Here is a 22,599-nt window from a genome sequence, read left to right as displayed (position 1 = left end):
TTATTTTTTCTTTAATAAGATATTAATTTAGCTATTGTATATTAATCAATTTTTTAATCGTGAATTCTGTAAGGTAATTTATATATTAAATATATGTTATTAGTGTTTACAATAGCCCGGTGTGTATTTTGGGTTAACAACGCGAGTGCTATATAAAAATATCTTTAAAATATCCATTATCATCATTGGGGGAAATAAAATGAACACTATTTTTCCATCGCTATGGCCGCCGCAGGCGTACCCTGACTATGAAAAGAAAGGCCATAACAAATTAAATAATAATTTAACTGCCGGGTACCTATACCACCATGCCCCGCAGCGAAATAATGCCATTCTTAGCGGAGAAGAACTTTTCCATAGGGCGCACGTTCTCAAACAAGAAAGCAGCCGGCAGCTTGATGATAAGCCTCGCCAAATAGCCACGCTAAATCAGCCCCAAAATATTTTCGAGCGCATCCTCTATGGTCTTTTGCTGGTGTCCTCCTTAAAAGTAGCACAGCAACATCAGGTAAAACCACCGGCAATGTCTTCTTCTTTCCCACGGCCATTCCTCCCTCCGGAGCGAAGGATAAAACGCGAGGCTTTGCCAGCCCTGCACGATTACGCCGCCGAAAGAAATTATCGCCTTGCCACATACCTTAATAAAAATATAGGCGTCGGAATTAATCCCGACTTCACGGATGATAAACATCTGGCCATAATAATTATCGACAGCATCGATCGGCATCCGGAGCTTATGCCTGATGTTGCCCGGCTGACGTTGTACGGCAGTCAGCTCTATGGAGAACGCAGGGGAGAGACACTCAGGCCTTTACAGCAAAAGGGACTGATAGGACAACTGCTTTGCCAGCTTATTTTCAGGGAAGACAATATCGCTCTGCGCATAGCGAAATTATTTGATGCTAATCGCAGCATCACGCACCAGGCGTTTGCCGCCCTGGTGGAAACATGGCCGTTGTCAGAAAGTTATGTGCGGCATAAATGGTTGTGGCAGGAAAAGTACGAGGCGATGGAAATTCCGACGCTGTATCTGAAAAGCTATTTTCACGTCAAGGACCAGCCGGCATGGATGGCGCAAAATCAGACTGCCATCCTTGATCTCGATAATTTGTGGGTCGGCAGCCTGACCTGGACATTATTGCATTTCGGCGCCCGGGCAATTGTGCTTGATAACCCGGATAACCTTATATCTTCATCCCTGTCATCCCTGATTGAATTAGGTATTGGCCTGGTCAGTACATCCTGGCATGGCTTGCTGGCCACAAGCGCGGAATCGACAATGTATCTGGGATTGGTGTTGTATTATTTGCGCGCCCGCCCTGAGCTGAGCATTGGGCAGATAATGGCCGAGGGCAGCTTGGATGAAGTGTTTGCCTGGTTTAAGGCCGATCTGGAAAAGCGGCATCTCACCGCGCAACATCTTTATGACAGTTTTAGCTATTACAAAATCAATTTTCAACGGCCCGTATGGCGTTCGCGCAAGTCGGCGGCGGAGGAATTACTCAAGCAGCACTGCGGCAGCGCGCAAGCTCTCATTATGGGCTATGACAATCTGGATAGACATGACCCCCCATCGCATGCTCCGGACCCTGTCGGGCAGTTAATGAGATCGTCCACGGCCCGGCAATGCGTGGCTAACGGTGCGTCGATCCCGAATCTGGATACTTTTTATCGTCGGGAGGTGGACCGGTTCGCGATGAAAATCCGCGCCCTGGACACGGCGCTGCTGGAAGCGGTATTTATGCCCAGTGATGTTCTTGATGATAATCTACAAGCGGATGATGAGCGGTTTCTGCAAGGAGCGGAAATTAAATGGGTGGCCCCGCGGCTGACTCAGCGCCGGACCATACAGGATATGTTTTATTCAAATAAGCCTATTCATTATCTTAGTAAACCGGATACGTTTTTTTTCCAGGGCGGTCAGGGGAGCGATCGCCGGCTATTTGCACTTCGGATCACAGATATGGGCTATCTGCTGCGCAAGATTGCGGTTAATGATCCGCATCTTGGCACCCTGATGCCGTTTATGGCGGACTGGCCGCTCCCGGAGCGGGTCTCGCAGCACGAATTTACCCTTCTGCCATTAAATAATACCGGCATCTCAAAAGAGCCGAATGAAACATTGTCCCTGTTTCTGGAGCGTTATGCCGATTTCCATTACCAGCTTTACCGGCTCAAAATCCATGAAATGGGGTACGAAGAGGAGAAGTCTGGTTTTCATCAGCTTATGGCATCGTTGCCGGGGCTTATCATCCCTTTCTATGGTTGTGCCAACGCCCTGCACGCCGGACAAGCCCAGGATGCCTTTACCTCATGCCTGATGGACGGCGCTCTGGTGGGCTTGCCGCTGGTGTTTACCGGCGTCAGGGCTGGTCTGGGGTTGTTCAGGAGCGCGGCGATTGGCGCCGCCAGGACCTTGAGCGGGCCGGTATTCAGCGCCTCGGGACAAGAAGTCTTCAGGAATATAGTGCCGACAAGGATACAACTCGCCGGGGGTATCGAGGCTACCCACGCCCAATTATGGCCATTTATGGATACCGTGGGAAAAGGCATACTGAAAAGTGTCGACCCTGGTTTTGCCGCCGCCCGATCGCTGAGTATATTGACTAAAGGCCTGTATCTGGCCCTCCTTGGCAGGACGACCGTCGGGGTGGTGGCGTGGCGATCCAATATTGCAAAAGTGACCAGCGGACTGCCGAAATTTGTGCCCGCAATCCACGTACAGGATGCAAAAATAGTCTTTGGCGCCGAGGGCAGGGTCCCTTTAACCGTGGCCATCAAGGGCGTCATCTATCCTGTGGCGAAAGTACAAAACAGCAGCATAGTGGCGGTTGAGACCGGTGAGCGTACCCCCGACGGCAAGCTGCTGTTTGTCCAAATGGATCTGCAAAGCCAGTTCGGTATTTATAAGAAATACTATTGTCTGGAAACGGGTAGTGCCGTGTGTAATCTGGCCGAATATAGCCTGCCGGATTTCAGGATTGAAAAAAATGCCGAAATACCTCCTGCAACAGAGGTGCAGCTTTTTTGGCCGCTTTCCAGCAGCACGCCTATTTATTTGTTGGTTGTGCATCCGCTCCATATTCTGGATATAGCCGACAAGACATGGGTGATGTTTGAGATCAACGGCAGACGCTGGGCTTTCTCCAGGGACAATGGCACCCTGATGCCGGCGGATAATCTCGATGATGCGCAGGTGCGCGTCCGCCGAAGCGGCGAAGCCATTGCCATGATCCACACGGGCGATAACGACCGGACATTCTCGCTGCGTTTCACGCCAATGCGGCATCAAAAAAAGCGCGAAGCCGCTCTGCCGCGGGTTTTGGACTGGCATCAGTTATTGACTAACTATACGCTCAATGAAGATGAATCCACGGGTTTTAACGCCCTGATCCATGACGAAACGCACCTGGACGTGCAGATAGGCGATGCGCGCTATTTATTATTGCCCGAAAAAAACGCCGCCACCTTCCTGATGTGCCACCCGGCGCAGGCTAACGCGCCGGTGTTCCGGGTGGCATATCAGGTTGGTAAGGGCGATTTCGTTTTTGCCTCGCCGTGCGAACCGCTCAATGCCCACCATATCGGTGAATTATTGCGCCGGAAAATTGCCGATCATCCCCAGGCCACCCAGGAGCCTTATATTAATATCCTGTTGCCGCCTTTGGTGAACGGCGCCTTCCGCTACGGCAATAAAATGTTCCTTAATCTCGGCGGGCGGTTTTTACATATCGCGCCGTTTAACGGGGTTTATCACACACTGTCCCTGGACGAGGGTGAGGCGGGGTCCGTTAATAGTTACTGGACCCTGCGTTATGAATTATTTACGGGCTGCTTCGATATCATTGACATAAGCGACCGACCTCCCGCGCCCGGTCATGACGCAGGCTCGCTCTCGCGGTTTGAGAAACTCGCCGCACGGACATATGCAAAAAGCAGGTTTCCCTCCCTGGCGGCGCTTTGCCGCAGGGAAAACGCGACTCAGGACGCGGCGTTGGCCCAGGGGCATCCGCTTCGTACCCGCTTACGGCAGGTGGCGTTGCTGCTGCGTCTTGATCCGCTGCGGCGAGACGAGATCCTGCACGCCTCAAGCAGTGCGCTGCGTACCTTTAAAATGGATAAAACCCTGCCGGCGGAGTGGACGGCGGAATACCCGCCTTTGGCGCTCTGGGCCACGTTGGTTAATGTGGTGGCGGCCTGCCAGCGCGACCGTTCGCAAGGCAACCCGTGGTCAAGCAGGCAATTGGCTTTCATCGCTGATCATCCATGGCACTTTTTCCCGCCGTTATTGATAACCCAAGGCCCCGATTGCAGAGCAACCCTCATTAACGAAGACGCGGCCCATGAAGTTATTTTCGAGCAGAAAGGAATAGCGCTGGCGCCATTGGCATCGGAAACGGGATACCGTCGCTGGTTTCCGGCCCCGGGCGGCAATCAGCCGACAATAGTGACCAAATTCATCCTGGCGGAGACACAGCAGCCCATTTTCTGGGTGGACGGGGATAACCAGATCTGGGCGCAGACGCCCGACGGCGTTAAAACCCGGCTATATCGGCAAGCCAGCCACCATCCCGTCGACGATATTATCGTTTCACCGGACGGCGATATCGTCGTATTGGTTACCGAGCGCACACAAGGCAGGATCCGGGCTTTATATTATCATCTGCCGTTTATGGGCAGTCCGTCGGCGGGACAGGATAAAGAATTCTTCGAAGAAGCCTTGCTGACGGGTATCTTTGTCCCCGGCCGGGCGTTGTGGGTTACAAACCAGGGCGATTTATACGCACCATGGGAAAAGCACTGGTCTTTTTTGGAAGACGACCATCCACGCTGGGCGACGCCTGAGGGTTTCCAGCCGGATTTTGTGTCCCCCGACCAGCGTTTTCTTGGTTTTGTTAAGCGCGATGTGAATATGGCCGACCATGAAATCCTGTTACATGATACGACCAACAATAAACAACACCTATTGCCACGCAGCCAGCCCTTATTCTGCGAGGGCATTGGATTGGGCAGAATGGTGAGCGCCGCGTTCTCAGCCCTGAACGCGCTGGTGGCGGTAGGTTTTGCCGATGGTTATATTGAAATATTCCGTATTGGCGGCGGCGAGGAGACCGGAGGCGTTTTTTCGCTTGGTTATGCGCGGCTGCCGATAGGCCGGTTCATCCTGACGGATACGGTTCTGCCCAAACCAAAACAGATGGTGATGAAATTTAACAATGCTTTTGACCAATTGCTGGTGTTCCACGATGTGGGTGATTTCCGGGCAGACCATCAGGGCAATGGGACCTACGCTGTTTCAGAGATCTCCCTGGCGGAATTATAGACAGGTTCGTTCGTATCATTCCGGCTCAAACTTCCCGGCGTGGCCCATGGCCTGGCGGGAGAGCCGCTCATCAACTCAGCATAAAGTCGATAAGCAGCGGGACCTGCGCCATGATCATTTCCTTGCCGTAATGGACCGGCAATCCGGCCTGGGCGGCGTTGGCCAGCAGGGGCGTTTGCTCCGGGAACACCACAATATCGCACACCACCGTGGAGGCATCCAGATAGCGCAATGAAAAGGGCTGTGCGGTATCGCCGCTCATGCCGACGGAGGTGCCGTTAATGGCGATATCCACCTCCCGGGGAAATTCATTGCCCTGCTCAATTAACACTCCGGGATAAAGGGACCGCAGCTGTTGACACAGCGCGGAGGCTTTACCGGCGGTGCGATTGAAGATAACCAGCCGACGGGCGCCATGGGCGGCCACCGCAAAGGCAATCGCCGCCGCCGCGCCGCCGGCGCCGGCCAGATAAACGCTTTTACCCCGGATGCCATATCCCCGTGTTTGCAAACCGGCGACAAACCCTTCCCCATCCATCATGGTGCCGCTTAACCGGCCGTCGGGAGCGCGCTTAAATACGTTACAGGCTCCGATGGCCCTGGCTGAGTCGGATACCCTATCCAGCAGGGGCAACACGTTGCGCTTGTGCGGCATGGTGACGACCGCCCCGCAAAAATTGCGGCAGGCCTTCAGCCCGTTAATGGCGTCCGCTAAACCGGCGGAGTCGACATGCAAAGGGATCATCAGCGTGTCCGTGATCCGTCGCTCGCGCAGCGCGGCATTAATTAGCGCTGGGGATTTAGCCTGTGCCACCGGATCGCCGATAATGCCCAGGAACCGCAGGTTGCCGTTGACCGTATTGCGTTCGTCCATGCCCGTGCCCGTGAATGATTGCGTGTTATCTGAGCATAAAACAAAAGCCCGCGGGCTGCATCAGCAAGAGAGAATTTGCCCGATGAGAGGGAAGGGGGTTTGTACCGTTAGCGCAGCGTATTCAGCGGCATAGGCGCGCCGGCGCGCGGTTCGCGTGGCGCAAGAAATCAAGCGGAATAGGCAATAATCCGGAAGGATCGGACTGACGCCGGCCCGCCGGGCGCGTGTAAAGTCAGGGAACGCAATTCAATCAACTGGGAGAGATGTATGAAGACTATCGGTTATGCGGCGCTGAAGGCCGGTACCCCACTGGCGCCCTTTTCCTTTGAACGGCGCGCCCTGCGCGGCAATGATGTGGCGATTGAGATTTTGTACTGCGGCGTTTGCCATAGCGATCTCCACCAAAGCCGGGACGACTGGCAAGATTGGGGGCCGACGACCTATCCTTGCGTTCCGGGCCATGAAATCATCGGCCGGGTGATTGAGATCGGCGCCGGCGTTACGCGCCACGCCGTTGGTCAATTGGTGGCGGTGGGAACTATTGTCGACAGTTGCCAGCATTGCGACCAGTGCCGCAAAGATCAGGAACAGATGTGCCGGGAATACCCCACGGTGACCTATAACGGCCACGATCGCCTCACCGGCGAGATCACCCGCGGCGGTTATTCCAAGCATATCGTCGTGCGGGAAGAGTTTGTCCTGACATTGCCGCAGGGGCTCGATCCGGCCCGCGCCGCGCCGTTGCTTTGCGCGGGTATTACCGTTTATTCCCCGTTACGTACCTGGAACGTTGGACCCGGGACCCGGGTCGGGGTCATCGGCATCGGCGGTCTTGGCCACCTGGCGGTTCGGCTGGCCGCGGGCCTGGGCGCCGCGGTGACGGTCATTACCCGCACCGGTGAAAAAGCGGCGGAAGCAACAGCGCTGGGCGCGGAAAAAATGCTGCTGTCCACATCACGAGACGATATGGCGGCGGCAGGGGCTTCTTTTGACGTGATTATCGATACCATTCCCGTTTCTCATGATGTGTCGCCCTACGTGCAACTGCTGGATATTGAAGGCGCGCTGGTGATTGTCGGCAATTTGGGGAATATGGCGGGCTTTAGCAGCCTGCCGTTGATTATGGGACGCCGGCGCATAACCGGTTCACCCTCGGGCGGTATTGCCGAAACCCAGGAAATGCTGGATTTCTGCGCCAGGCAAAACATCCTTCCCGACTGTGAAATCATTCCCATACAGCATATCAATCATGCTTTTGAACGTATGGAGCGTGGCGAGGTGAAATATCGCTTTGTGATTGATATGGCATCGCTGGATATGGCCTAGGTTGTTTCAGGCGTAGGGAACAGGCCGGCATCAGCCGCCACCTTTTTATTGATGGGTTTATACCCTTTGGCCCCTGTCCGCTGTAACAGGACAGGGGCCTTATTATTTTATGCGCTTTCCTTGGATGGCGGGCCATTCCCCCGGACACTTTAACCGGCGGCGCGCGAGGTTTTTTCCCTGGTCCCGGCTGAGTCTCCATACGCAAGCCCACCGTTGCCGTGGCATTATTCTTATTTTTCGCGACCGTGGTTTTTTTGGCTAACAGTCGGTTTGGTTAGCGCGTTGATAATATATATCATTCTCATCTGTGACGTGACATGCGCGTAATAATCCTTTCCCGGCGATGGCGACTGCTGAAAAATAGCGGCCGCCCTGGAAAGAGGAAAATTCTATAACAGACGGATTTAATGTGAATTTTTTATAGAGTTGCATAAAACATAAATCTAATCTAATGAAACAGCTCCCCGCTTCGCTTAATTTCCGGATTGGCGCCACGCCAAACAATCATTATCACTGGCATAAAAAGAGCCGGCGCGTTGATGGTAAAAGTTTATTTTTTTATTTTTCCATGGCAGGGTGCGATGATAACGCTATGAATAAAATGGTTTTTTTATAAAGTCAAAAATATCGATTCAAACTTGCGCTTATCTTAAGATGCGCTACATTTTAATAGGTACAACAAGCGAGACATTAACTAAACAATTAACATCAAGCACCCTCTAATGTTATGAGTGTTGCGCAGAGTTGCAGGAGAATATTCTTATGGCCGCGCAGTGATAGGGCGGGGGAAGATTACTGGACCCTGTGAAATAGGGTAGTCAGCGGATTAAATATACCGCAGACGCTTTATTTTTGTTAAGAGTATCATCCGCGCTGGGTTTAATTGTTCATCTTTAATGCGGTGAGATAAATTATTCGACGGCACCCATCCATTTAAACCCGGTCAATGTAAACCAGGCTAAAGTGCCAGGCGTATTTATCATCACGGGCATAAAATGACGCAATGACAGCTATTTTAAGCAATGGAACATTATTGTATGCCTGCAACGTATTATATTTCATAGCCCGGGCGAAATGGCATTGGAAAATAAAGAAATTGACGCTGCACCGTGCAGGGCAGGGTTGTTAGGTACTCTCTTTTCCCCCATGTTTTTTGCCGGATAACCACAAAATGAAAGCGCGGCTGCAGAAATATTTTCTTTTTTCCGCGCGCCGTATCTTGTTAACCATTACTTCAAATTCAAGGCCCGGTTTTTTTTGGCACGGCAGTTAAGCCACCCTACCTCCCTGGTGCATACGTTCCTGGCAAAAAGACCACGGATACCACGACAGGCAGGTTTGTTTAATCAATTGAGAGGTGAATCATGACTTACGAAGAAAATTACCACGATTGGCTTCGTGACGCGCACGCCATGGAAAAACAAGCCGAAAGCATGCTGGAAAAAATGGCCGGCCGGCTGGAGCATTATCCCGATCTGAAGGCGCGTCTTGAACTGCATAGAGAAGAAACCCGTCAGCAACTGGTGCTGCTGGAGGACGTGATTGATCGTAATAACATTTCCCGTTCAACCTTAAAAGACGTCATGGGGAAAATGTCGGCCTTTGGGCAGGCGGTGGGCGGCATGACCGCGGAGGACGAAGTGGTTAAAGGCGCCATCAGCGGTTATGTCTTTGAACATTTTGAAGCCGCTTGCTACACATCGCTTATCGCCGCCGCCAAGCTGGCCGGGGATGTTGAAGGCGCCAGGGTTTTTGAGCAAATCCGCGAACAGGAACTCGCCATGGCCGAATGGGCCTTTACCCATCTGCCGAATGTCACGGAACAGTTTATGGTGCGTTCCGCCACGCCCGATGTCGAGGCGAAAAAATGATCTTGCCGGATAAAGCGACAGGTTGCTTCGTCCGTGGTGAGAATAAGGGAAAACCGGCATGGAAGCATTGAAAATAATAACTTTTGTCGGGAGTGAGCATGTTTAGACACGTAAAACAACTTCAATTTACCGTTCGTGTCGCCCAGCCTAATCCAGGGCTGGCGAATCTTCTGCTGGAGCAATTCGGCGGTCCGCAGGGCGAGCTGGCGGCGGCGTGCCGCTATTTCACCCAGGGCCTCGGGGATGAAGATCCGGGACGCAAGGATTTGCTGCTGGATATCGCCACGGAAGAACTGAGCCATCTGGAAATTATCGGCTCATTGGTCGGCATGCTTAATAAAGGCGCCAAGGGCGATCTGGCGGAGGGCACCGAACAAGAGGCGGAATTGTATCGTTCATTAACCGGCAACGGCAATAGCAGCCATACGACGGCATTGCTGTATGGCGGCGGACCGGCATTAACGAATTCCGCCGGCGTGCCCTGGACCGCGGCGTATATTGATACCATCGGTGAAGTGACCGCCGATCTGCGATCGAATATCGCCGCCGAAGCGCGGGCGAAAATCATCTATGAACGTCTGATTAATCTGACGGACGATCCCGGGGTAAAGGATGCGTTGGGTTTTCTGATGACGCGTGAAGTGGCGCACCAGATTTCGTTTGAAAAGGCGTTGTATTCCATTCGCAATAACTTTCCGCCGGGCAAGCTTCCGCCTATTGAAAAATATGCCACTACGTATTTTAATATGTCGGATGGCGGCGAGGTGCGCGGTAGCTGGAATTCGGATGAAAACTTCGCGTACGTCGCCAATCCCGCGCCGGCGGTTGACGGGGGTGATGGCGGCGCCAGCGTGGCGCTGCCGCCCAGGCAGCAGGCCAATGTGGATACCCTGACGCTGCGTACCCAATCCGATCCGCAGGTGAATCCCATCACCGGCGCGGAAATCGGCGCGGTGCCCCCGATTGAAAACGAGGCGGCCGGGCAGACCAAACCCGCGAAGAAAAGCAAGAAAAAATAAAAACCCCGCGGTTTACCCACGGCATCTTTTGCCGGGGTAAACCGCTGCTATTGGCGTTATTGGCTTATAATAGGTGAACTGGCCTGGAAAACATCTTTGCCCATTGCTTCCCGTCACGCTGCTTATGGCCTCTCATCAATAAGGCTATTTTTATTACACGGGCAGGATCCTGGCCAGACTGAGCAACCAATGTTATCCCTTAATTGCCGTGCCTGGGCGTGAGCGCAGCAATGCGGCTTATCGCGACGTCTCAGGACGGTGGCAACGGCTAAAGCCCCTCTCAGGAGAGCCGGGCAAGCAGAGGTAAGCATGGGCGATGTGCACGCGTTTATACTGGCAAGGATACAGTTTGCCTTTACCGTTTCTTTTCATATCATTTTCCCCGCTATCACTATCGGTCTGGCCAGTTTCCTGGCGGTGCTGGAAGCCCTATGGCTTAAAACCCGGCGGGAAAGCTATCGCGATCTTTATCATTTCTGGCTAAAAATATTTGCCATCAATTTTGGTATGGGCGTGGTCTCGGGGCTGGTTATGGCCTATCAATTCGGCACCAACTGGAGCGGGTTTTCGGCTTTTGCCGGATCCATCACCGGCCCTTTGCTGACCTATGAAGTCCTGACCGCCTTTTTCCTTGAAGCCGGATTTCTCGGCGTTATGCTATTTGGCTGGGATAGGGTGGGGCCGGGATTACATTTCTTTTCCACCTGTATGGTGATGCTGGGCACGATAATGTCCACGTTCTGGATCCTGGCCTCCAATAGCTGGATGCATACGCCGCAGGGGTTCGAGATTGTCAACGGCCAGGTTATCCCGGTGGATTGGCTGGCGGTGATTTTTAATCCCTCGTTTCCTTATCGATTGCTGCATATGACCATCGCCGCGTTTCTGGCCTCCGCTTTTTTCGTCGGAGCCTCCGGCGCCTGGCATTTGCTGCGCGGCAATAATAGTGCGCCGGTACGTATCATGTTTTCAATGGCGATGTGGATGGCGCTGTGCGTCGCCCCCATACAAGCTTTTGTCGGCGACGCGCACGGTCTTAATACGCTTGAACATCAGCCCGCCAAAATAGCCGCCATAGAGGGGCATTGGGAGAATACCGCCGGCCGGGCCACGCCGCTGATTGTGTTCGGCTTGCCCGACATGCGCGCGGAAAAAACGCGCTTTGCGCTGGAAATACCTTATCTCGGCAGTCTTATTCTTACCCATAGCCTGGACAAGCCCATTCCCGCGCTGAAGGATTTTCCGCCGGATGAACGTCCGAACTCCACCATTATCTTTTGGTCATTCCGGGTCATGGTCGGCCTGGGCTTATTGATGATCACCGTGGGCGTCGCCGGCCTGTATTTGCGCTGGCGCGGCACATTATTTCACAGCCGCCCGTTTCATCAATTTGTTTTATATATGGGCCCTTCAGGGTTGCTGGCGATCATTGCCGGCTGGTTTACCACTGAAATAGGCCGCCAGCCATGGGTTGTTTATGGCCTGCTGCGTACCAGGGACGCGGTGTCGGCCCACGGCGCGCTGCATATGAGCATCAGCCTGCTGGCGTTTATCGTGGTTTATTTTGCCGTCTTTGGCACCGGCATTATCTATATGCTCCGGCTTATCAGGCAGGGGCCGCAATCCAGCAGCGGACGGCACGCGCCGGAAGGCGGCCCCGGACAGAAGCGGACGCCGGCCCGGCCGTTGTCGGCGGCGGACAATGGCGCCGCCGGCGACGAGGGTTTTCCTGAGGGGAGACACTAATTATGGGCATCGATCTTCCGCTGATTTGGCTGATCATCATTATTTTCAGCATCATGATGTATGTGGTCATGGATGGTTTTGATCTGGGCATCGGTCTGCTTTTTCCGCTGGTGAAAGAACGCCACGATCGCGATGTTATGATGAATACCATTGCGCCGGTGTGGGATGGGAATGAAACCTGGCTGGTAATGGGCGGGGCCGGATTATTCGGCGCGTTCCCGCTTGCCTATTCGGTGATTCTGGACGCGTTGGCAATCCCGCTTACCCTGATGCTTATCGGATTGATATTTCGCGGCGTGGCGTTTGAATTCCGCTTTAAGGCCGCCCCGGAGCGCCAGCATATCTGGGATAAATCATTTTTTGCCGGTTCCCTTATCGCCACCTTTTCGCAAGGGGTGGTATTGGGCGGGTTTATCAATGGCTTTACGGTGCAGGCGCGCCACTACAGCGGCGGCGTCCTGGACTGGCTTACGCCGTTCAGCCTGTTTTGCGGCCTGGGACTTATGGCGGCCTATGCGTTGTTAGGCAGCACCTGGTTAATCATGAAAACCGGTGACCGGCTGCATAGCGACATGAAACAGTGGGCCGGGCTGTTAACCCTGGCGTTGCTGGCCATTATCGCCATTATCAGCGTCTGGACGCCTTTGGCGCAGCCGGCGATTGCGCATCGCTGGTTTAGCCTGCCGAATGTGTTTTTCTTTTTACCCGTGCCGGTGTTGGTATTACTCACGGCCTGGGCGCTGTGGCGCGCGATTATGCGGGACGATACCCATTATTCACCTTTTCTGCTGACCCTGTTTCTTATTTTTATGGGCTATAGCGGCCTGGGCATCAGTATCTGGCCTCATCTTATCCCGCCGTCGATTACCTTTTGGGACGCCGCCGCGCCGCCGCAGAGCCAGGGATTCATGCTGGTCGGCGCCTTGTTTATTATTCCCCTGATCCTGGTCTACACGTTTTGGAGTTATTATGTGTTCCGAGGCAAGGTTACCCATAATGAAGGCTACCATTGAGGGGGACAGAGCTATGGCGCTGATACGAAAAATGAAACATTCACCGTCCTTGCCGTCCTGGTGGGGCCGTATATTTTGGCTGGTGGTGATTTGGTGTGGCAGTGTGATGGCGTTGTTTATTGTTTCTCTGATATTAAGAATGATAATGAGCATGGCAGGATTGAAAATAGCCCACTGATAAAATATTAGACCAGTAGGCATAACAGACATGCTTCTCTGGCAGGTTTTTTTTGGGTACGCCGCCAGGGCATGGCGTTTATTTATGATGGCCTCCTTGAAATAATGAAGTGCGGACACATAATGATATTGTAGTCTTATAACGATAAGATGTGATGACGTTTTTCCCTGGTGAAGTTTTGCCCGCCACCACTCGCTCCGTTGTGGAACGGCGGGATTTTTTTATCTCAAACTATCATATTATTCGCGATGTTTATGCGGGTGTCGCGTTTCACCAAATTCTAAGCTTAATTTACCGCTGACGCTTCTGCCGGCGAAAGCACGCCGCATGGCAATAATAAAATATTGCCTGTTTTTTATGCGTTTATCCGTCAGGTTGCCGGGAATATCAATAAGAAATTTTCTTTAATTTTTTTACAAAATGTAACGACAACAAATAACAATTTGAATAGGAATGCTTTTTATGAAAAATAAGCAAACCTTGCGTTTTGGGCATGATGCGCTAAAGTTAAAAATGTAAGACGCGCATACACTTTATCTCCTGATATACCTATAGATAAAGGTATGCAAATAAGTAAACCATGAATAAGAGGAATATTATTATGACCGAACATCGTGGTGGTTCAGGTAATTTCGCTGAAGATCGTGAAAAAGCCTCCCAAGCCGGTAAAAAAGGCGGCCAGAATAGCGGCGGTAATTTCAAGAACGACCGTGAAAAAGCGTCTGAAGCCGGTAAAAAAGGCGGTCAGAACAGCAGCCGCAGCTAGTGCTGTTCAGTGCAAAACGCACTATCAACAGAGGTAAGTGCCTATAAAGATGTAAGTACCTATTACATAGGTGCCTATAACTCTGTTACCCCGGCGCGTTGACTGCCGTCCGTGCCGGGATTTCATTTTACAAGCAAGAATGACGGCTTGTTTTTATTATCCGTGTTGGTCATCCGTAGCGTGATGTAACCTGTTGATTTTCGCATTCGTGAACGTGATTTGCCCCGCCGGCTATCCTCTTCATCTTCATCACCGCCTGCTTTAGCCCATCATGCAGTATTTTCCTGATCTCAGCACCGCGCCTTTAAAACCTTGCTCTCTAAACGCTTGCTAGCCCAGCTCTCCGGTATGCCGTTGCAGGCAAAGCACCAGCGCGTCGAAGGTCGCTTTGCAGCGCGGGCTGGCGCGCAGATCCTCATGCACGATGATCCAGGTGGGCAGGATAAACCCGTACTGTTGCGGCAGTACGCGCACCAGGTCCCCTGCCAGCGCCGTTTGGCATATGCCGATGCCGCAGCCGGCGCGGATAAGCGCCAGTTGGGCCAGATCGCTGTCGGTGCGAAAGGTGAAGGCATCGCGCGTCCATACCGGCAACTGCCTGCGCGCGGCCCGCAGATAAGGCGTTTCTTCATCGAATCCGATCAGCGCATGCCGGGTCAGGTCGGCGGGCGCGGACGGTACGCCGTGCCGGCGCAGATAGTCGCGATGCGCGTAGAGGCCGAGCTTCACATCGCCCACGCGTCTGGCGATAAGCGATTCCTGTTTGGGCGGGGTCATACGAACGGCAATATCGGCTTCGCGCCGCAGTAAGTCCTGTACCCGGTTAGTGGTCACCAGTTCAAGGCGCAGCAGCGGATGCGATTGTTTTAGCTGCGCCAGCATTGGCGGCAATACTTCCGTCCCTATCACATCGCTGGCCGAAATCCGTACCGTACCGGCGATTTCCCGGCCACGGCCGGTGGCCGCCCTTTCCAGCGCCGCGGCGGTATCGCGCATGGTTTCGGCATACCCCCGTAAGGCTATTGCGCCCTCCGTCGGGGATAAGCCGTTACGCGATCGGATAAACAAGGGCTGGCCGAATGAGGATTCCATGGCGGCGATATGGCGGCCCGCTGTTGGTTGGGTAATGCCCAGGGCACGCGCCGCGCCTGAGAGCGACCCTTCGGTGAGCACGGCGAGAAAAGTGCGGTAGTATTCCCAGCCGATAGTTGAGCCCATAAACTCCCCTCTCTTGTTGACCATACATAAATGTATAGGTTGTAGCCTGACATAGACAATTTCTTTTATACGCCGCCGCATTAAAATTCTCTTATAACCCTTGGGGAGAAATGCGATGAACATAACGGACAATCCGGCGCATACGGCTTTGGTCCTTGGCGCGACTGGCGGCATTGGCGGCGAAGCGGCGCGCAAATTGCATCACGCCGGCTGGCAGGTGCGGGCGCTTTACCGGCAGGCGCCGGCCGCCGGCGAATACCGGGACGGCATCCACTGGCTGCGCGGCGACGCGATGAACCCCGGGGATGTGATGCGCGCGGCGCGGGGGTGCGGCGTGATTGTCCATGCCGTTAATCCGCCGGGCTACCGACGCTGGGCAGAGCTGGTGCTGCCGATGATCGACAATAGCATCCGCGCCGCCGTCGCCGAAAACGCCACCATTATGCTGCCGGGCACGGTTTACAATTATGGACCGGATGCTTTTCCATTGCTGAATGAAGATGCCCCGCAGCATCCGCTGACCCGTAAGGGCGCCATTCGCGTCGAGCTTGAACGGCGTTTGCAGGCGGCGGCCGATCGGGGGGCGCGGGCCATCGTGGTGCGGGCCGGGGATTTTTTTGGCCCACGAGCGGGCAATACCTGGTTCTCGCAAGGCGTGATCAAACCGGGACGGGCGGTGAAGGTGATCAATAGCCCCGGGAAGGCCGGTATCGGCCATCAGTGGTGTTATCTGCCGGACATCGCCGAGACGATGGCGGCGTTGCTGGCCCGGCGTGAGACATTATCGCCTTTCAGCACCTTCCATATGGCGGGGCACTGGGATGATGACGGCATGCAAATGGCGCACGCTATTCGCCGCGTGGTCATGCGCCACGGCGGGCAGCCAGCGTTGCGCGCTTTTCCGTGGTGGCTTACCTCGCTGTTGGCGCCGGTGGTGCCCACCCTGCGTGAACTGCAGGAAATGCGTTATCTCTGGCGCCAGCCGGTTAGGCTGGATAACAGCCGCCTGCAGGCGATGCTGGGCAGCGAACCCCATACGCCGCTGGAGCTGGCGGTGGAAACAACGCTGATGGGCTTGGGGTGTCTTACAGCCCATTGAGGGAAATGCCGGCCCCGGGCGGCCATGATATCACGGCCTCACACACCGGACGCGCGGGGCACCGACGGAGTGATGGTTCCGGCCCCGCGGATACCGTTATTGCCGATCTTATTATGTGATGACCCTCTATGTCCCCGCCGTTACATCGCGTCCAGGCCTCGACAGGATGCCGGATTCGGCCCTATAGTAAGTTGCATAATACAACTATATGGGCAATTTGCATGACAGAGGATGATCTGCCGCTGGTTGACGGCATTCGCGCGGCCTCGCGCCAGATGGTGCGTAAACTGGGGTTTATGCAATCAACCCTGGCTGCAACCGACTATCCGCCTTCGGCTGTGCATGCCATGGTGGAAATTGGCGCGCGGGGCGATATGACGGCGGCGCAGCTCACTGAGCTGCTGGGCCTGGAAAAGTCCAGCGTCAGCCGCATGGTGCGTAAGCTGATTAACGCCGGGGAAGTGAAAGAAACCGCCAGCGCCGTCGATGGGCGCGTCAAACTCCTGGCCTTAACCGCGGCGGGCCAGCGCACCCGGGCCGTTATTGAGGCGTTTGCGCGGCAACAAGTAAGGGCGGCAATGGAACGCATGCAGCAAGCGGAGCGGCAGGCGGTTGCCCGGGGTTTGGCTCTTTATGCCCAAGCCCTGACGTCCCATGGCCAGGCGCCAGCGCAGATCGCCGCGCCGGTGCGTATAGATACGGGTTATCAGCCCGCCGTTATCGGCCGCATCGTACAAATGCATGCGCATTTTTATTCCCGTCATACGGGGTTCGGCCAGTTTTTTGAAGCCAAGGTAGCCAGCGGTTTGGCTGAATTTACCGCCAGGCTGGCCCACCCTGACAACCAATTATGGACCGCCGTCGACAGCGGGCGGATCGTGGGTTCGGTCGCCATTGACGGCGAGGATCTGCCCGGGCGGCAGGCACATTTGCGCTGGTTTATCGTGGAAGAGGGCCTGCACGGGGCGGGTATCGGCCGGCGTTTGCTGCAAGAAGCGCTGGCGTTCTGCGACCGCCGGGCTTTTACCGCCACCCAGCTGTGGACTTTCAGCGGGCTGGATGCGGCGCGGCGTCTTTATGAGTCACAGGGTTTTGTCCTGGCCGAGGCGTCTCCCGGCCGGCAATGGGGCCGGGAAGTGATGGAACAGCGTTTTGTGCGGCCCTGTCACGCGGATTAGCATCACGACAATTTATAATCACCCGCCGCGCAGCATCAGCCCCGGACACCCGGGGCGGTGCCAGGGCTAAAGCCTATTCTTTCGGCGCCGGCGCCAGGCCCGCGTAATGCATGCCGGCGCTGGCGACGATATCGCGGCGCGCCAGATAGCGATAGCAGCCGGCGCCCAGAAAGACGCCGATAAACCAGCTGAAGTTCGCCACCTGATGCAGGCCGGGGGTAAAGCTTATCGCCAGCCCTATCAGCACCGCCGGCGCCAGGGCCATGATCGCCTTGGGGTTAAAACCATTATTATACCAATAACGGCCGGACGGCGTGGCGTTGAACAGGTCGTCCACCCATACCTTGCCGCGCTTGATAAAATAGAAGTCGGCGATCAGGATCCCGAACAGCGGGCCGATAAACGCGCCCAGCACGTCCAGCGTGTAATGGATAAGCTCCGGCGACTGGAACAGATTCCACGGCGTCAGCAGCACCGAACCCACCGCCGCGATCATGCCGCCGGTGCGAAAGCTGATTTTCTGCGGCGAACAGTTGGAAAAATCGAATGCCGGCGAGACAAAGTTCGCCACGATATTAATGCCTATCGTCGCGATAATCATGGTCAGCAGGCCCAATGCCACCGCCACGCTGCTGCCGACCCGGCTGACGGTTTCAATCGGATCGGTAATCATCTGGCCGAACAGACTCTGGGTACCGGAGACGATGACCACGGTGACAATGGAAAACAGCAGGAAATTGAACGGCAGGCCCCAGCGGTTGCCCCGGCGGATTTCATCCATGCTTTTACCGTAGCGGGAGAAATCGCCGAAGTTCAGCAGCGGTCCCGAAAAATAGGAGACCACCAACGCCACCGCGGTGAGCATTTCCCAGGCCTGCTGGCCCGGGGTCAGCGCTTTGCTGCTCAGGGTAAAGGAGATATTGCTTATCCCGGTCTGGAACAGGATCCAGCCGGCCAGCGCCAGCATCACCACGTAGACCGCCGGTCCGGCAAAATCGATAAACTTCTTGATGGCGTTCATGCCGTGCCAGAACACCATCGCCTGGAGCAGCCACATCACGCCAAAACAGAGCCATCCCAGCGTGGAAAGCCCCAGCCAGTGGCTTTGCGTCAGCGCCTGTAATGACGGCACGAATTTCAGCAATACCAGCATCAGGGCGTTCGCCGCCAGATAGGTCTGGATGCCGTACCAGGCAAAGGCGATAAGCCCGCGGATCACCGCCGGGATATTGGCGCCGAATACGCCGAATGCCTGGCGGCAGATCACCGCGTAGGGCACGCCGGCCATCTGGCTGGGTTTCGCCACCAGGTTGGCGCAGATTTGCACGATGCAAATGCCGAGCAGCAGGCATAACAATACCTGCCAGCTCGCCAGTCCCAGGGTGAAAAAGCTGGCGGCCACCACGTAGCCGCCCATGCTGTGCACGTCCGACATCCAGAATGAAAAAATATTGTACCAGCTCCAGTCCTGCTGGCGGGTAGGGGCTAAATCCTCGTTGCAGAGCTTGGGGCTGTAACGGCTGTGATCGGTGGATCCAATGCTATCGCTTACCTGATGAGTGTTTGGCATGAAATGTGCTCCTCTTATCACTACCCTTGGATGTCGGTACTGAGGAATGATTTGCAGGATCCAGGCCAATGCGACAAAATGTGTATACTTAATTTTTAATTTTGGTATACGGAAATAGATCTCTATCGTATACAGGAGCGGTGAATGTCCAGTTGGTACGGCCTGAAAAGTACTGTTTTTTCGCAGGATAAGGACGATGAGATTTATCACGCCATAGTCAAAGCCATCGTCGAGCATCAGCTGCCGCCCGGCAGCAAATTGCCGGAGGAAGCGCTGGCGGCGGCCTTCGGCATCAGCCGTACCGGCATTCGCAAAGTGCTGCAGCGCCTTGCCGCAGTGCATTTGATCCGGCTTACGCCCAAGCGTGGTGCGCAGGTGATCACCCCGGGGGTGGATGAGGCGCGTCATGTCCTGCTGACCCGCCGCATGCTGGAGTGCGCGAATTTACCGCAGGTGGCGGCACACTGCGAGGCGGTGCATATCAGCGCGCTGGAGGATCTGCTGGCCGGGGAGGCAAGGGCGCATGAAGAGCGGGACGGCGCCACCGCGATTCGTCTTTCCGCGCTGTTCCATGTGCAGCTGCAGGCGATTTCCGGCAACGAGGTGCTGACGCAAATGGTCTCGCAGCTCACCCTGCGCTCCTCGCTGGTGATTGCCGCTTATGGCGCGCCGTGGCAGCAGGGTTGCCGCTGCCATGATCACCAGCAGCTGGTCGCGGTGTTAAAGGCGGGGGATACCCCATCGCTGGTGCGGCAGATGGAACAGCATTTCGACGATATCCTGGCGAATCTTCATTTCGAGCGCAGCGGCGAAACCACGCCGGACTTTGCGCGCTTATTCTCGCCGGCGGTAAAAGGGTAGTACTTGCCCGGTTCCGGCCCTGGGCGGCACAGAAATCTGGCCGCCCGGGCGTAACCGGATAACCATCGCCGTATATTCGGTGCAGGCACAGGTAGAAAGGAGCCGCGATAATGGCCGCTTGTCGTATACAATTAATCAATCCCAACACCAGCGTTGCCATGACCGAGCGGATCCAGACGGCCGCGCGGCGCGTTGCCGCGCCGGGCACCGATATCGTCGCGGTCTGTCCGGCGGAGGGCGTATCCTCGGTGGAAGGGCATTTCGACGAAGCGGTGGCGACCATGGGCGTGCTGCAACGGGTGAAACAGGGCCGCGAACAGGGGATGAACGGGCATGTCATCGCCTGCTTCGGCGATCCGGGCCTGCTGGCGGCGCGGGAACTGGCCGGCGCGCCGGTGGTCGGCATTGCCGAGGCGGCGATGCATATGGCGACCCTGGTGGCGACCCGTTTTTCGGTGGTCACCACCCTGCCGCGCACGCTGGTTATCGCCCGCCAGCTATTGCACAGCTACGGTTTCGAGCGGCACTGTTCCCGGCTGCGCGCCATTGATTTACCGGTGCTGGCGCTGGAGGATCATTCGGGGCTGGCGCAGCAGCAGGTGCGGGAGCATTGCATCCGGGCCAAGCGGGAAGACGGTATCGGCGCCATTATACTGGGTTGCGCCGGAATGGCCGACCTGGCGCAGGAGCTGACCGGGGAACTGCAACTGCCGGTGATAGACGGCGTCAGCGCCGCCATCAAGCTGATTGAATCCCTTTACGCCATGGGATTGTCCACCAGCAAATACGGCGATCTGGATTATCCCCTGCCAAAAGAGATCAGCGGCCATTTTAACGGGCTGAACCTGTAGACCAGCCCGTAAAACCCGGCATTTAACGTTGCCCCCCGTGGCCTGCGTCGTCAGCCGTCAGGCCGCTTTTTGGCAGGCGGCGGTCGCCGCTACCACGCCGCTTTGCTCGAGCGCCCGCGCGGCGCGCAGGCAGAGATCCTCACGCCACGGCGCGGCGATCAGCTGCACGCCGATCGGCATCCCGCCCGCGATGGTGAGCGGTACGGTCACCACCGGCAGACCCAGAAACGACACCGGCTGGGTCAGCATGCCCATGCTGGCGCGCACCGGCAGCGCCTGGCCATTAACGGTAAACGTGTCCTGGCCGATAAGCGTGGCGCAGCAGGGCGTGGCCGGCGCCAGCAAAATATCCCAGTGGGCGAATAGCGGCTGGATGCGCTCCTGCAAATAGCGGCGAAAACGCTGCGCCTGGATATACCACGCGGAAGGGAGCATCGCGCCGGCCAGCAGGCGCTCGCGCGACAGCGGCTCAAAGCGGTGCGGTTCCCGCCGCAACGCCGGCAGGTAACGGTTGCCTCCCTCCGACGCGCTGAGGATAAAGGCCGCCGAGCGGGCGAGCGCCGCCTCGGGGAACATCACCTCTTCGTCCGCGCCCAGCGCCCGGGCGACGGTGTCCAGCGCCCTGGCGGCATCCGCGTCGCACCAAGCGCGGAAATACCCGCCCAGCACCGCGCAGCGCAGCCCCTCCTGTCCCCGGTCCAGCAGCGGCAGCGTCGGGCTGACCGGCCGGTCGGCCTGGAACCCGTCCCCGGGGTCAATGCCCTGCAACGCGTCATAGACCGCGCTGAGATCTTCACAGCACAGCGCCATCGGCCCGATATGATCCAGACTGGCGACAAATGAATGCGTACCGCCGCGCGACAGCCGGCCGAAGGTGGGTTTTAAGCCCAGGATGCCGCACAGTGACGACGGCACCCGGATGGAACCGTTGGTATCGCTGCCCAGGGAAAACTTTACCAGCCCGGCGGCCACCGCGGCGGCCGACCCGCCGGAGGAGCCGCCGGCGATGCGCGCCGGGTCGCGTGGATTGCGGGTAGCGCCATAATGGCTGTTCTCGGTGGTAAAACCATAGGCGTAGGCATCCATATTCAGCATGCCGGACAGCATGGCGCCGCTGCCGGCCAGTTTGGCCACCGCCCAGGCGTCCCGCTGCGCCGCGGCGCGATCGCTGTACAGGCTGGCGCCGGCCAGGGTGGTTTCGCCCGCCACGTCAAACAGGTTTTTCACGCCATAAGGGACGCCCGCCAGCGGCGGCAGGGGGGAGCCGGCACGGCGCAGCGCGTCCAGGGCGTCGGCTTCGCTTAACATTCTCTGCGTCGTGACCCGGGTCCAGGCGTTCAGCGCCGGATTGGCGGCGTCGATGGCGTCCAGGACGGCGCGGGCGATCTCACGGGCCGATACCTCGCCCCCGGCCAGCAGGGCGGTGATCTCGGCTATCGATAATGACGCCAGGGTGGTGATGTTCATGCCTTGTAGACTCCCGCCACGTCCAGCCGGTCATCCAGCGGAAAGGCCATCAGTGGGGCCGCCATGGCGGCGATGCGCTCAAACTGCGCCAGCAGCTCCGCGCGCCTGGCGTCATCAAGCTTAAGCGCCAGCACGCTTTCCATCTGGCGGATATAGGCCGCGCAATCGATGGGAACGGCATCGCCAGGCAAGGAATCGTTTGGCATTGAGTCGCCGGGCGCTGAATCGCCCGGTACGGA

The 22,599-nt window shown here is 56.2% G+C and carries 17 protein-coding genes; 12 read left to right on the top strand and 5 right to left on the bottom strand.

Annotated elements, in window-relative coordinates:
- Window positions 1-199 precede the first annotated feature (199 nt).
- Window positions 200-5,323, top strand: a complete 5,124-nt coding sequence (locus ABUK12_RS14450) for a hypothetical protein (protein ID WP_410012516.1) — start codon at window positions 200-202, stop codon at window positions 5,321-5,323.
- Window positions 5,324-5,393: 70 nt separating this feature from the next.
- Here the strand turns inward: ABUK12_RS14450 and ABUK12_RS14445 are convergent, their stop codons facing one another.
- A complete protein-coding gene (locus ABUK12_RS14445) occupies window positions 5,394-6,197 on the bottom strand; it encodes a shikimate dehydrogenase family protein (protein ID WP_410012515.1) in 804 nt (267 codons plus the stop codon).
- Between the two features lie 267 nt (window positions 6,198-6,464).
- Here ABUK12_RS14445 and ABUK12_RS14440 point away from each other — a divergent pair, with 267 nt between their 5' ends.
- From ABUK12_RS14440 to ABUK12_RS14410, 7 genes are all read left to right on the top strand, one after another.
- Window positions 6,465-7,523, top strand: a complete 1,059-nt coding sequence (locus ABUK12_RS14440; RefSeq protein ID WP_410012514.1) for an NAD(P)-dependent alcohol dehydrogenase — start codon at window positions 6,465-6,467, stop codon at window positions 7,521-7,523.
- A 1,364-nt stretch (window positions 7,524-8,887) separates the two neighbouring features.
- Window positions 8,888-9,394, top strand: a complete 507-nt coding sequence (locus tag ABUK12_RS14435; RefSeq protein ID WP_410012513.1) for a ferritin-like domain-containing protein — start codon at window positions 8,888-8,890, stop codon at window positions 9,392-9,394.
- Window positions 9,395-9,492: 98 nt separating this feature from the next.
- Complete coding sequence (locus ABUK12_RS14430) at window positions 9,493-10,413, top strand: manganese catalase family protein (RefSeq protein WP_410012512.1); 921 nt, start codon at window positions 9,493-9,495, stop codon at window positions 10,411-10,413.
- Window positions 10,414-10,722: 309 nt separating this feature from the next.
- Window positions 10,723-12,159 carry a cytochrome ubiquinol oxidase subunit I gene (locus tag ABUK12_RS14425; RefSeq protein WP_410012511.1) on the top strand — a complete coding sequence of 479 codons (1,437 nt, stop codon included), beginning with the start codon at window positions 10,723-10,725 and terminating at the stop codon, window positions 12,157-12,159.
- A gap of 2 nt (window positions 12,160-12,161) precedes the next feature.
- A complete protein-coding gene (gene cydB / locus ABUK12_RS14420; RefSeq protein WP_410012510.1) occupies window positions 12,162-13,172 on the top strand; it encodes a cytochrome d ubiquinol oxidase subunit II in 1,011 nt (336 codons plus the stop codon).
- Window positions 13,129-13,350: a DUF2474 domain-containing protein gene (locus ABUK12_RS14415; RefSeq protein ID WP_410012509.1), complete on the top strand. Its 222-nt coding sequence runs from the start codon at window positions 13,129-13,131 to the stop codon at window positions 13,348-13,350. Before cydB ends, ABUK12_RS14415 begins: the two co-directional genes overlap by 44 nt.
- A gap of 601 nt (window positions 13,351-13,951) precedes the next feature.
- A complete protein-coding gene (locus tag ABUK12_RS14410) occupies window positions 13,952-14,116 on the top strand; it encodes a general stress protein (protein ID WP_410012508.1) in 165 nt (54 codons plus the stop codon).
- Window positions 14,117-14,446: 330 nt separating this feature from the next.
- On the opposite strand, the gene ABUK12_RS14405 is transcribed toward ABUK12_RS14410, so the two are convergent.
- Window positions 14,447-15,334: a LysR family transcriptional regulator gene (locus ABUK12_RS14405; protein WP_410012507.1), complete on the bottom strand. Its 888-nt coding sequence runs from the start codon at window positions 15,332-15,334 to the stop codon at window positions 14,447-14,449.
- Window positions 15,335-15,449: 115 nt separating this feature from the next.
- Between ABUK12_RS14405 and ABUK12_RS14400 the strand changes: the two genes are divergently transcribed.
- Window positions 15,450-16,433 (top strand): NAD-dependent epimerase/dehydratase family protein, encoded by a 984-nt coding sequence (locus ABUK12_RS14400; RefSeq protein ID WP_410012506.1) that lies wholly within the window; start codon window positions 15,450-15,452, stop codon window positions 16,431-16,433.
- A 221-nt stretch (window positions 16,434-16,654) separates the two neighbouring features.
- Window positions 16,655-17,611: a GNAT family N-acetyltransferase gene (locus tag ABUK12_RS14395; RefSeq protein ID WP_410012505.1), complete on the top strand. Its 957-nt coding sequence runs from the start codon at window positions 16,655-16,657 to the stop codon at window positions 17,609-17,611.
- A gap of 73 nt (window positions 17,612-17,684) precedes the next feature.
- Here the strand turns inward: ABUK12_RS14395 and ABUK12_RS14390 are convergent, their stop codons facing one another.
- On the bottom strand, window positions 17,685-19,181 hold the full coding sequence (locus tag ABUK12_RS14390; protein ID WP_410012504.1) for an NCS1 family nucleobase:cation symporter-1: 1,497 nt from the start codon (window positions 19,179-19,181) through the stop codon (window positions 17,685-17,687).
- Between the two features lie 144 nt (window positions 19,182-19,325).
- Here ABUK12_RS14390 and ABUK12_RS14385 point away from each other — a divergent pair, with 144 nt between their 5' ends.
- Together ABUK12_RS14385 and ABUK12_RS14380 are read left to right on the top strand one after the other, a co-directional pair.
- Complete coding sequence (locus ABUK12_RS14385; protein WP_410012503.1) at window positions 19,326-20,042, top strand: GntR family transcriptional regulator; 717 nt, start codon at window positions 19,326-19,328, stop codon at window positions 20,040-20,042.
- Window positions 20,043-20,152: 110 nt separating this feature from the next.
- A complete protein-coding gene (locus tag ABUK12_RS14380; RefSeq protein WP_410012502.1) occupies window positions 20,153-20,893 on the top strand; it encodes an aspartate/glutamate racemase family protein in 741 nt (246 codons plus the stop codon).
- Between the two features lie 57 nt (window positions 20,894-20,950).
- Here the strand turns inward: ABUK12_RS14380 and ABUK12_RS14375 are convergent, their stop codons facing one another.
- On the bottom strand, window positions 20,951-22,360 hold the full coding sequence (locus ABUK12_RS14375) for an AtzE family amidohydrolase (RefSeq protein WP_410012501.1): 1,410 nt from the start codon (window positions 22,358-22,360) through the stop codon (window positions 20,951-20,953).
- Window positions 22,357-22,566, bottom strand: a complete 210-nt coding sequence (hpxX, locus tag ABUK12_RS14370; protein WP_410016656.1) for an oxalurate catabolism protein HpxX — start codon at window positions 22,564-22,566, stop codon at window positions 22,357-22,359. Before hpxX ends, ABUK12_RS14375 begins: the two co-directional genes overlap by 4 nt.
- Window positions 22,567-22,599: the final 33 nt, after the last annotated feature.

Origin of the sequence: Sodalis sp. C49, assembly GCF_046352915.1 — a bacterium.
In the GTDB taxonomy this organism is placed as follows: domain Bacteria; phylum Pseudomonadota; class Gammaproteobacteria; order Enterobacterales; family Enterobacteriaceae; genus Acerihabitans.
The sequence above is the reverse complement of the archived record's forward strand: the minus strand, read 5'-3'. Positions and strand labels throughout refer to the sequence as shown.

Coding starts and splice junctions, on each gene's coding strand:
- ABUK12_RS14450 (WP_410012516.1), top strand. CDS start 200: ATGAACACTATTTTTCCATCGCTATGGCCGCCGCAGGCGTACCCTGAC.
- ABUK12_RS14445 (WP_410012515.1), bottom strand. CDS start 6,197: ATGGACGAACGCAATACGGTCAACGGCAACCTGCGGTTCCTGGGCATT.
- ABUK12_RS14440 (WP_410012514.1), top strand. CDS start 6,465: ATGAAGACTATCGGTTATGCGGCGCTGAAGGCCGGTACCCCACTGGCG.
- ABUK12_RS14435 (WP_410012513.1), top strand. CDS start 8,888: ATGACTTACGAAGAAAATTACCACGATTGGCTTCGTGACGCGCACGCC.
- ABUK12_RS14430 (WP_410012512.1), top strand. CDS start 9,493: ATGTTTAGACACGTAAAACAACTTCAATTTACCGTTCGTGTCGCCCAG.
- ABUK12_RS14425 (WP_410012511.1), top strand. CDS start 10,723: ATGGGCGATGTGCACGCGTTTATACTGGCAAGGATACAGTTTGCCTTT.
- cydB (WP_410012510.1), top strand. CDS start 12,162: ATGGGCATCGATCTTCCGCTGATTTGGCTGATCATCATTATTTTCAGC.
- ABUK12_RS14415 (WP_410012509.1), top strand. CDS start 13,129: ATGTGTTCCGAGGCAAGGTTACCCATAATGAAGGCTACCATTGAGGGG.
- ABUK12_RS14410 (WP_410012508.1), top strand. CDS start 13,952: ATGACCGAACATCGTGGTGGTTCAGGTAATTTCGCTGAAGATCGTGAA.
- ABUK12_RS14405 (WP_410012507.1), bottom strand. CDS start 15,334: ATGGGCTCAACTATCGGCTGGGAATACTACCGCACTTTTCTCGCCGTG.
- ABUK12_RS14400 (WP_410012506.1), top strand. CDS start 15,450: ATGAACATAACGGACAATCCGGCGCATACGGCTTTGGTCCTTGGCGCG.
- ABUK12_RS14395 (WP_410012505.1), top strand. CDS start 16,655: ATGACAGAGGATGATCTGCCGCTGGTTGACGGCATTCGCGCGGCCTCG.
- ABUK12_RS14390 (WP_410012504.1), bottom strand. CDS start 19,181: ATGCCAAACACTCATCAGGTAAGCGATAGCATTGGATCCACCGATCAC.
- ABUK12_RS14385 (WP_410012503.1), top strand. CDS start 19,326: ATGTCCAGTTGGTACGGCCTGAAAAGTACTGTTTTTTCGCAGGATAAG.
- ABUK12_RS14380 (WP_410012502.1), top strand. CDS start 20,153: ATGGCCGCTTGTCGTATACAATTAATCAATCCCAACACCAGCGTTGCC.
- ABUK12_RS14375 (WP_410012501.1), bottom strand. CDS start 22,360: ATGAACATCACCACCCTGGCGTCATTATCGATAGCCGAGATCACCGCC.
- hpxX (WP_410016656.1), bottom strand. CDS start 22,566: ATGCCAAACGATTCCTTGCCTGGCGATGCCGTTCCCATCGATTGCGCG.